This is a genomic window from Polaromonas sp. (assembly GCF_018780625.1).
In the GTDB taxonomy this organism is placed as follows: Bacteria; Pseudomonadota; Gammaproteobacteria; order Burkholderiales; family Burkholderiaceae_C; genus Polaromonas.
This window is the reverse complement of the sequence record NZ_JADMJK010000153.1, coordinates 1-7,830: the sequence shown is the minus strand read 5'-3', so window position 1 is coordinate 7,830 and position 7,830 is coordinate 1. Positions and strand designations below refer to the sequence as shown.

Below are 7,830 nucleotides of genomic sequence, written 5' to 3'. Positions count from 1 at the left end.
TCCATCCCGAGGTGGCCGACCGAGCCCTTGCCCACCGAGCCGTAGTTCCATTGGTCGCCGCCCTGGCGGGCGGCCGCGAAAAATGCAGCCCCGGCAGGCTGATCGGCCGGCGCCACCAGCAGCAGCGGTGCCGTGGTCAGCAGCGAGATCGGGGCGAAGTCCGTGGCGGGGTCATAGGGCAGGCTTGGGTAGAGCTGCTTGGCCGAGGTCAGGTTGCCGTTGATCACGACGCCCAGCGTGTGGTCGTCGCTGGCCTTGGCAATCTGGTCGGCGGCGATGTTGCCGGACGCGCCGGGCCGGTTTTCAACGATGACGGGCTGGCCCAGTGCTCTGGACAGGGGTTCAGCCAGCGTGCGCGCCGCCATGTCGGGCGTGGAGCCGCCCGGAAAACCAACCAGCAGACGCACGGTCTTGCTGGGCCAGGCCGCGGCAGCTGCTGTATTTTTTAAATTGCTTTGAGCTGTAGCGCATACAGGAAGGGTGAATGCAGCTATTAAAAATGTAGCGTGCGAGAGGGCGAAAAGCGTTTTCACAAGGTTTCCCAAAAGTTTTTCTTACGTGATTGGAACAGTTTTGAAGGTCCGGCTCCTTCGCCCCTGCACAAGGCGGAAGGCCCGCCTTGTGTCGCTACCAAACGGCTGTCAGTCCGACTTGGCCAGCAGCTCAAAATGCTCGACGGTGGGCGGGCCCGCAAAAAACGGCCCGACAATCGCGCGCCAGTCGGCAAAGGCCGGCGACTCGCGGAAGTCGATGGTGTGGTTTTCCAGCGTCTCCCAGAAGATCTGCAGGACGTAGCGTTCGGGGCTTTCAATGCCTTTGTTGACCTTGTAGCCCTGGAATCCCTTGGCTTTGGCAATCACGGTGTTGACGCCGCGCTGGATGGCTTCGTCAAAAGCGGCCTGCTGGCCGGGATGGATGCGGATATCGGCGAGTTCGAGAATCATGGAAATTCCTGTGGTCAATAAAAAGGGGGAGTGCTGACTCTAGCCTCAAACCGGCGCGGGAAGTTTTTCGCCCCATCGGCATGCTTTTTTAGGTGGTTTTGACTTGTGTCAAAAGTAACAAGGCGTCAATCCAGTTTAATCAAAGCCTGAAAATTTGGTTCGACGTACAGGAGTAGTGGATGCGCACAGATATGTTCCAGCAAGCGCTGGAAGACTTGAATGGTTCAACGGCCGATATCGAGGCTTCGGCCCTGATTTCCACCGATGGCCTGATGATTGCCTCGGCCTTGCCGCATGGCATGGACGAGGACCGCATCGGCGCCATGTCTGCCGCCTTGCTGTCGCTGGGCGAGCGCACCGCGCGTGAGTTGACGCGCGGCACGCTGGAGCGGGTCTTGATTCAGGGTGAGCGTGGCTACGTCATCATGAGTTCGGCCGGTCCCGAGGCCGTGCTGACGGTGCTGGCCAAGTCCAACGCCAAGCTGGGCCTGATCTTTCTGGACATCAAGCGGGCGGCCGAGACGCTGACCAAGCTGATCTGAAGGCGCCGTCATGAAACTTCCCGACATGAACCGTCCGGCCGCAGACGCCGTCGAGTCCCTGCTCACCTACACCGACGGCACGTCGCGCACGGTTTTTTCCACCGACGTCGAAGTACCGTTTCCCGAGGGGCGCCTGATCGTTTCGCGTACCGACCTTAATGGCTTTATCACCCATGCCAACGACGCCTTTGTCGAGTTGAGCGGCTGGGAGCGCGAGGAGCTGATGGGCATGCCGCACCATATCCTGCGCCACCCCGACATGCCCAAGGCGGCCTTCAAGGGGCTGTGGGACACGGTGGCCGCGGGCCAGAAATGGCACGGTTACGTCAAGAACCTGCGCAAGGATGGCTCCTATTACTGGGTCTACGCCACCGCAGTTCCCAACATCCGCAACGGGCAGATCGCGGGCTATACCTCGGTGCGCCGCAAGCCATCGCGCACCCGCATCGACGAGCTGATCCCGGTGTACCGCCAATGGCTGGCGCAGGAAACACAAAAGGCCGCATCATGACCCTGAATTTTTTGATCGCGCCCGATTTTTCGCCGGAGCGTTTCGCGGGCTGGCACATGCTCAACACGCTGCTGCAGCGCCGTTCCGGCATTCATCTGCACCTGCTTACCCCGGCCAGTCCGGCCGAGCAAGCCGCCTTGCTGGCCGAAGGCAAAGCCGACCTGGTGTACGCCAATCCGTTTGACGCCTCCGACATGATCCGCAGCCAGGGTTTTGTTCCGTTCGCGCGGCCCGCTGGCTGCTTTGACGAGATGGTGATTGCCTGCAGTGCCGCGTCCGGCCTGCAAAGGCTGGAGGACATCCAGCCCGGCAGCCGCATTGCGCTGACGGACAACAAGGACGTCAAGCTCATTGGCTTGCGCCTGCTGGAGCCGGCCGACCTGAGCGAGTCGCTGATCGAGTGGGTCCCCGTGGAGAGTTTTCAGGCCGCCGCCCGACTGGCCATCAAGGGCGAGGTGCAGGCCGCGTTCTTTCTGGCCGAGTCCTATGCGTCGCTGACGCGCATGACGCGCAGCCAGTTGCGCGTGCTGGTTGAAAGCCGGATCAGCGACATCTCGCATGTGGTGCTGGCGCATCCGCGCATGGCCAGCGAGCTGCCCCGCATCAGCGAGGCGCTGCTGGGCGTGGGCGCTGCGCCGGGTGATGCCGATGTGCTGCAAGCGCTGGGCCTGCCCAAGGGCTTTGAGCCCATGACCCAGGAAGAGGCCGAGTTCATGATCGACCTCATGGATACGCTGCTTGACTGACGATCAAGCGCCCATGGCCGGGGCGGCGCACCGCCTGCTGGCTGCCCGGCAGGCGGTGCGCCGACATGGCCGCGACTTGCTGCGCAACCCGGACGACATCGGTGCGCACATGGCGCGCCTGCAGGCGTCGCTGGCGCTGGCCGGCGCCGAGCCTGTGCAGGGCGCGCTGGCTGACTTGTTCAGCCGTTTTGGCGCGCGCGACGCGCAACTCAAGCGCACGGCCCTGCTGCTGGCACGCGCGCGTTTGCCGGCGCATGCGAGCCGCTGGTTTGAGGCGCAAACCGCACAAACGGCGTTGCCCGCCATCAATCCGCTGGCGACCCGCTGGAGCGTGCTGGCCCATCCCTCGGCCGACATTTCCACCCGCGCGCGGCGCTGCAGCGCGGACGATTCCCGACTGCTGGCCGCGCAAGCCGTGCGGGCCTTTGCCGCCGCCGACCAGCCGGCCCAGAACGCGTTTTTGCACCATTGCGTGACCTGCCACGACAACCTGGCTTTCATGCTGGCGCGCCGCGCCCTGCTCAAGTCCGGCGCTTGCCTGCCCCCCGACTGGGCTGAGGTCAGCCTGCAACTGGAACACACCCAGGAGGGCGCATGAACGTGGCATTGGCGGGCCTGATGGCCCGTGAAGCGGTGGCGCTGGACATGCTGGTGGGCAAGTCGCTGCCAGGCTGGCAGTGCAATCCCGTGCCGGCAGGGCGGGGCGTGTCGCTGCCGCCAGCAGACCTGTATGTGGTGGACCTGGCGGGCTGGGGGCTGGCGCGCTGGTCTGAAGCGGCCGAGCGCAGTCTCTTTGAGGCGATGGCTGGTGCGCCAGCGGTGCTGGTGGCGCCCGCGTTTGACCAGACCTGGTCGGTGCTGGATGCCCGCCGCCTTGAAAGCCAGTCGCGGGTGCTGCTGCACAAGCCGTATGGCGTTGAAAACATGCGCGCTGCGCTCAAGCAGGCTGCCGCGGGGCGTGCGCTCCGTGCGGCGCCAGCCGCGTTGCCGGCTCCGCCGGCCGAGCCGGTCAGGGTGCGCCTACCCGCCGCGCCGGCCGTGTCGGTTGTGCCCGTCATCGCTTCTCGCGTGCCAGCGCCTGCACCTGCCGCGCCTGTGGTTGAAAGCGGCGAGATGACCGCCAGTGCGTTTCAGGCCCGCCTCGGCGCGTTTCCTGAATCTGTGCCGCAACTGTTTTTGCGCCAACTCGCCGACGCGCTGGCCCTGGGCCAGCCGTTCGAGATCCGGGTGACTTTTTTGCGTCGTTTGATTGTTGATCCCCATGAAGGGTGGGTGGCGTGCAACACGCCGGCATCCGTGCTGCAAGGCCTGTGTCAGGACGACGCGCGCGCATCGGCCACCGAAATCGATCCCATCGACGACAGGGACGCAAAGGCCCGTGCGCTGCGCATGGACATGCCCGTCCAGCCACTGGAATCCTTTTTGTGGCAACTAATGCAAGGTCGGCCTGAACCCGTGCCCGTGCCTTTCGCCTGACGCAACCATTCAATCGCTTGAACACTTTTCCAGCCAAGCCCATGACTTCCATTGCCCCCGACTATTTCATGTTGACGCCGGCTGGCGCGCTGCACGCGTTTGCCCGCAAAACGCCTGACGCGTCCGAATCCGCCCTGCAAGTCTTGCTGACGGGCGAGCGGGCGCTGGACATGGCCGCCTGGTCCGCCGCCGATCCGCTGGCGCCCGCTGCCCTGGTGAGTGCCCTTGCGCACGGCTGGGTGCAGCCGCTGCACCGCCCGCTGCAGGGGCCGGACGCGCGCCTGGACGACTTTTTGCAGCATGTGATCGCCTCGCTGTCGGGCGAGCGCCGGGCCGTGCTGGCCTCCGAAGGCGGGTTTTGCCTGGGCCGGGCCGGTGTGGACCAGGAGGAGGCCGACGCCCTGTGCGCCGCCGCCGCTGATTATTCGGATTTTGCGGCGCGGCAGGCGCGGCGAGGCTGGGACGGAGGCGCGCACTATGTGGCCTTTCACCGTGATGCCGAGTTTTTGCTGCCCAGCCATTGTTTCCTGCCGCTCTGGGTGGACGGGGCCGGCTACTGGCTGGTGCTGATGGGTGAACCACTCTTGAACAACCCGGCGCTGGTCGAACTGCTTTGGGGTCTGAAGCAGGCGGGCACCCGCTTTAGTGCGCTGGGCTAAGACGGCGAGGCGGCCCGGCATGCGCAGCCGGCGCGCCAGTCGCGCAGGGATCCGGTTTATGCTTTGCGCCATGAAGCCCCAGAACTATTTCCGCTTTTGCACCCCCTTTCGCGTGCGGTTTGTGCTTGTGCTTGAACGGAATGGGCTGGCGTGCGCGCCCAAAGAGCCGGCTTGCCCCGACCGCGTGGCATGCGTCAGGTAAGTGCGATGCAAGCCTTGCACCCCGACTGGCTGATTCCCGACTGGCCCGCGCCTGCGGGTGTGCGGGCCGTTTTTACCACCCGCGCGGGCGGCGTGTCGGCCCCGCCTTTTGACAGCATGAACCTGGGCGACCACGTGGGCGACTTGCCCGGGCATGTGGCTGAAAACCGCGCCTTGCTGCAGCGGGCCACGGGGGCACGCACCATATTTCTAAACCAGGTGCATGGTTGCCAGGTGCTGGCGCTCGATGCCGCCACGCCCGACGGGCAGACGGCGGACGCCTGCGTCACGGTGCAGCGCCAGGTCGCCTGCACCGTCATGGTTGCCGATTGCCTGCCCGTGCTGCTGACCACGGCAGATGGCGCGGTGGTGGCTGCCGCGCACGCCGGTTGGCGCGGCCTGGCAGGCAGCGGCGCGCCAGGAGGGCAGGGCGTTCTGGAGTCGGTTTATGGATCTTTAAGGGCTCTAGCCCAAGCAGCGCGGACGCCACCAGCTATTGAAGTCATAGCGTGGCTGGGGCCTTGCATAGGGCCGATGGCCTTTGAGGTCGGGCCTGAGGTCAAGGCCGCGTTTGAAGCGGTGCTGCCGGGGGCCGGGCAGCTGTTTGCCAAAAGCGGTGAAAGCGGAAAATACCTCGCCGATCTGCCCGGACTGGCCCGGCTTCGCCTGGAGGCAATGGGCATCACACAGATTTACGGCAACGACGGCAGCGCGCCCTGGTGCACCGTCACCAATCCTTCAAGGTTCTTTTCGCACCGGCGCGACGCTGGCCTCCAGGGCAACGGCTTCGGCACTACCGGACGCATGGCTGCCTGCATCTGGCGGACTTGACGGGTTAGCTGCAGCGGACGCGCTGGCGGCGTGCCTGGCGCGCTCCCCGGCTTCACGTTTTTTGATCGCCTTGCTGCGCGCTGGCGCCCCCATCAGGTAAACCACCAATAGGACGGGTGCCACGCCATAGAGTACAAAGGTGACCAGGGCGCCGAGTACCGTTCCGGTGCTGTTGGTCGCTTCGGCCACACTCATCATGAGCACCACATAGATCCAGGCGATGACGATCAAATACATAAAACTCTCGTCGTTGTCAGTAATTTCAAAGTAAATCCTACGATACTTAAACTGGAAGCAAAAAGGTCATCGGGGCCCGCTGCGATTCCGGGAGACAAGCATGAATTCTGACGCAAACCTGGCCCAGGCGGCTCAACAGATGCAAGAGACCTTCAGTGCGGGTCTGCAGCAGGTCATGGGTGCAATGGCCTCGGCGGGCAAGTCCGCCGGCTTTGCGCCCACTGATGCGGTCCAACTGACGCAACTCCATCCGTCCCCGCTGCGTTTTGATGCCGCCAAGCTCCAGGCGCTGCAGCAGCGTTACATTGCAGAAGCCACCGCGCTCTGGAACCAGGGTCTGCAGGCCAGCACCAATGCGGCGGCCAGCACTGACCGGCGGTTTTCAGCCGACGCCTGGAAGGCCAATCCGGTGTCCAGCTTTTCAGCCTCCACCCACCTGCTGAACACCCGCACCATGATGGATTTGGCCGACGCCGTGGAAGGCGACGCCAAGACCCGCGCGCGCGTGCGCTTTGCGGTGGAGCAGTGCATGGCGGCTACGGCGCCCAGCAATTTCCTGGCCCTGAACGCCGATGCGCAGCGAAAGGCGCTGGAAAGCAAGGGCGAAAGCATTGCCAAGGGCATGCAAAACCTGCTGCACGACATGAAGCAGGGCCATGTGTCCATGACCGACGAAAGCCTGTTCGAGGTCGGCAAAAACGTTGCCACCACCGAAGGCGCGGTGGTGTTTGAAAACGACTATTTTCAGCTGCTTGAATACAAGCCGCTGACCGGCAAGGTGTTTGAAAAGCCTTTCCTGCTGGTGCCGCCCTGCATCAACAAGTTCTACATCCTTGATCTGCAGCCCGAAAACTCCCTGATCCGCTATGCGGTGGCCCAGGGGCACCGCACCTTCGTGGTGAGCTGGCGCAACCCGGACGAGTCCATGGCCGACAAGACCTGGGACGACTACATCGAGAACGCCCCCATCAAGGCGATCGAGGTCGTGCAGGACATCACCGGCGCCGACACCGTCAATGCCCTCGGGTTTTGCGTGGGCGGCACGATTTTGGGCACCGCGTTGTCGGTGCTGGCGGCACGCGGCCAAAAGCCGGTGGCCAGTGCCACGCTGCTGACGTCGCTGCTGGACTTCACCGACACCGGCATTCTGGACATCTTTATCGACGAAGACTCCGTCAAGTACCGTGAGCAGGAGATGGGCAAGGGCGGTTTGCTCAAGGGCACGGATCTGGCATCGACCTTCAGCTTTTTGCGCCCCAACGACCTGGTCTGGAATTACGTGGTGGGCAACTACCTCAAGGGCGAAACGCCGCCGCCGTTTGACCTGCTGTACTGGAACAGCGACTCGACCAACCTGCCGGGCCCCTGGTATGCCTGGTACCTGCGCAATACCTACCATGAAAACAACCTGGTCAAGCCCGGTAAAACCGTGGTGTGCGGCGAAAAGGTCGACCTGCGCACGATCGACATTCCGGTCTACATCTACGGCTCGCGTGAAGACCATATCGTGCCGATTGGCGGGGCCTATGCGTCCACGCAGGTGCTGCCGGGCAAAAAGCGCTTCGTGATGGGCGCTTCGGGCCATATCGCCGGCGTGATCAATCCGCCCGCCAAAAACAAACGCAGCTACTGGACCAACGACAAACTGCCCGCCACCAAATCCACGGGGACCAAGTACCCTGC

Annotated in this window: 11 protein-coding genes; 8 read left to right on the top strand and 3 right to left on the bottom strand. The window is 63.9% G+C overall.

Annotated features, from left to right (window positions below; translation table 11 throughout):
- A partial coding sequence (locus IV091_RS12700; RefSeq protein WP_293469265.1) for a tripartite tricarboxylate transporter substrate-binding protein occupies positions 1 to 494 on the bottom strand: 494 nt, incomplete at its 3' end.
- Positions 495 to 641: 147 nt separating this feature from the next.
- Positions 642 to 944 carry an antibiotic biosynthesis monooxygenase family protein gene (locus IV091_RS12695; protein WP_293469263.1) on the bottom strand — a complete coding sequence of 101 codons (303 nt, stop codon included), beginning with the start codon at positions 942 to 944 and terminating at the stop codon, positions 642 to 644.
- 179 nt (positions 945 to 1,123) lie between these two features.
- On the opposite strand from IV091_RS12695, the gene IV091_RS12690 reads away from it, so the two are divergent.
- The 7 genes from IV091_RS12690 (at position 1,124) to pgeF (ending at position 5,910) form a co-directional block, all read left to right on the top strand.
- The gene (locus IV091_RS12690) at positions 1,124 to 1,486 is read left to right on the top strand and encodes a roadblock/LC7 domain-containing protein (RefSeq protein ID WP_293469261.1); all 363 of its coding nucleotides are present in this window, start codon (positions 1,124 to 1,126) and stop codon (positions 1,484 to 1,486) included.
- Positions 1,487 to 1,496: 10 nt separating this feature from the next.
- Entirely contained in the window at positions 1,497 to 1,997 is a 501-nt protein-coding gene (locus IV091_RS12685) for a PAS domain-containing protein (RefSeq protein WP_293469259.1), read from the top strand.
- Positions 1,994 to 2,743, top strand: a complete 750-nt coding sequence (locus IV091_RS12680) for a phosphate/phosphite/phosphonate ABC transporter substrate-binding protein (protein WP_293469257.1) — start codon at positions 1,994 to 1,996, stop codon at positions 2,741 to 2,743. The genes IV091_RS12685 and IV091_RS12680 overlap by 4 nt, the downstream gene beginning before the upstream one ends.
- Entirely contained in the window at positions 2,736 to 3,341 is a 606-nt protein-coding gene (locus IV091_RS12675; protein ID WP_293469255.1) for a hypothetical protein, read from the top strand. The genes IV091_RS12680 and IV091_RS12675 overlap by 8 nt, the downstream gene beginning before the upstream one ends.
- Complete coding sequence (locus IV091_RS12670) at positions 3,338 to 4,219, top strand: hypothetical protein (RefSeq protein WP_293469253.1); 882 nt, start codon at positions 3,338 to 3,340, stop codon at positions 4,217 to 4,219. Before IV091_RS12675 ends, IV091_RS12670 begins: the two co-directional genes overlap by 4 nt.
- A gap of 41 nt (positions 4,220 to 4,260) precedes the next feature.
- The gene (locus tag IV091_RS12665; protein WP_293469251.1) at positions 4,261 to 4,878 is read left to right on the top strand and encodes a hypothetical protein; all 618 of its coding nucleotides are present in this window, start codon (positions 4,261 to 4,263) and stop codon (positions 4,876 to 4,878) included.
- Positions 4,879 to 5,085: 207 nt separating this feature from the next.
- Positions 5,086 to 5,910 (top strand): peptidoglycan editing factor PgeF, encoded by an 825-nt coding sequence (pgeF, locus tag IV091_RS12660; protein WP_293469249.1) that lies wholly within the window; start codon positions 5,086 to 5,088, stop codon positions 5,908 to 5,910.
- On the opposite strand, the gene IV091_RS12655 is transcribed toward pgeF, so the two are convergent.
- The gene (locus IV091_RS12655; protein ID WP_293469247.1) at positions 5,818 to 6,147 is read right to left on the bottom strand and encodes a hypothetical protein; all 330 of its coding nucleotides are present in this window, start codon (positions 6,145 to 6,147) and stop codon (positions 5,818 to 5,820) included. The two genes, pgeF and IV091_RS12655, sit on opposite strands and share 93 nt — an antisense overlap.
- A gap of 100 nt (positions 6,148 to 6,247) precedes the next feature.
- Here IV091_RS12655 and phaC point away from each other — a divergent pair.
- Positions 6,248 to 7,830: class I poly(R)-hydroxyalkanoic acid synthase (gene phaC / locus IV091_RS12650; protein WP_293469245.1), on the top strand; the 1,583-nt coding region annotated here is incomplete at its 3' end.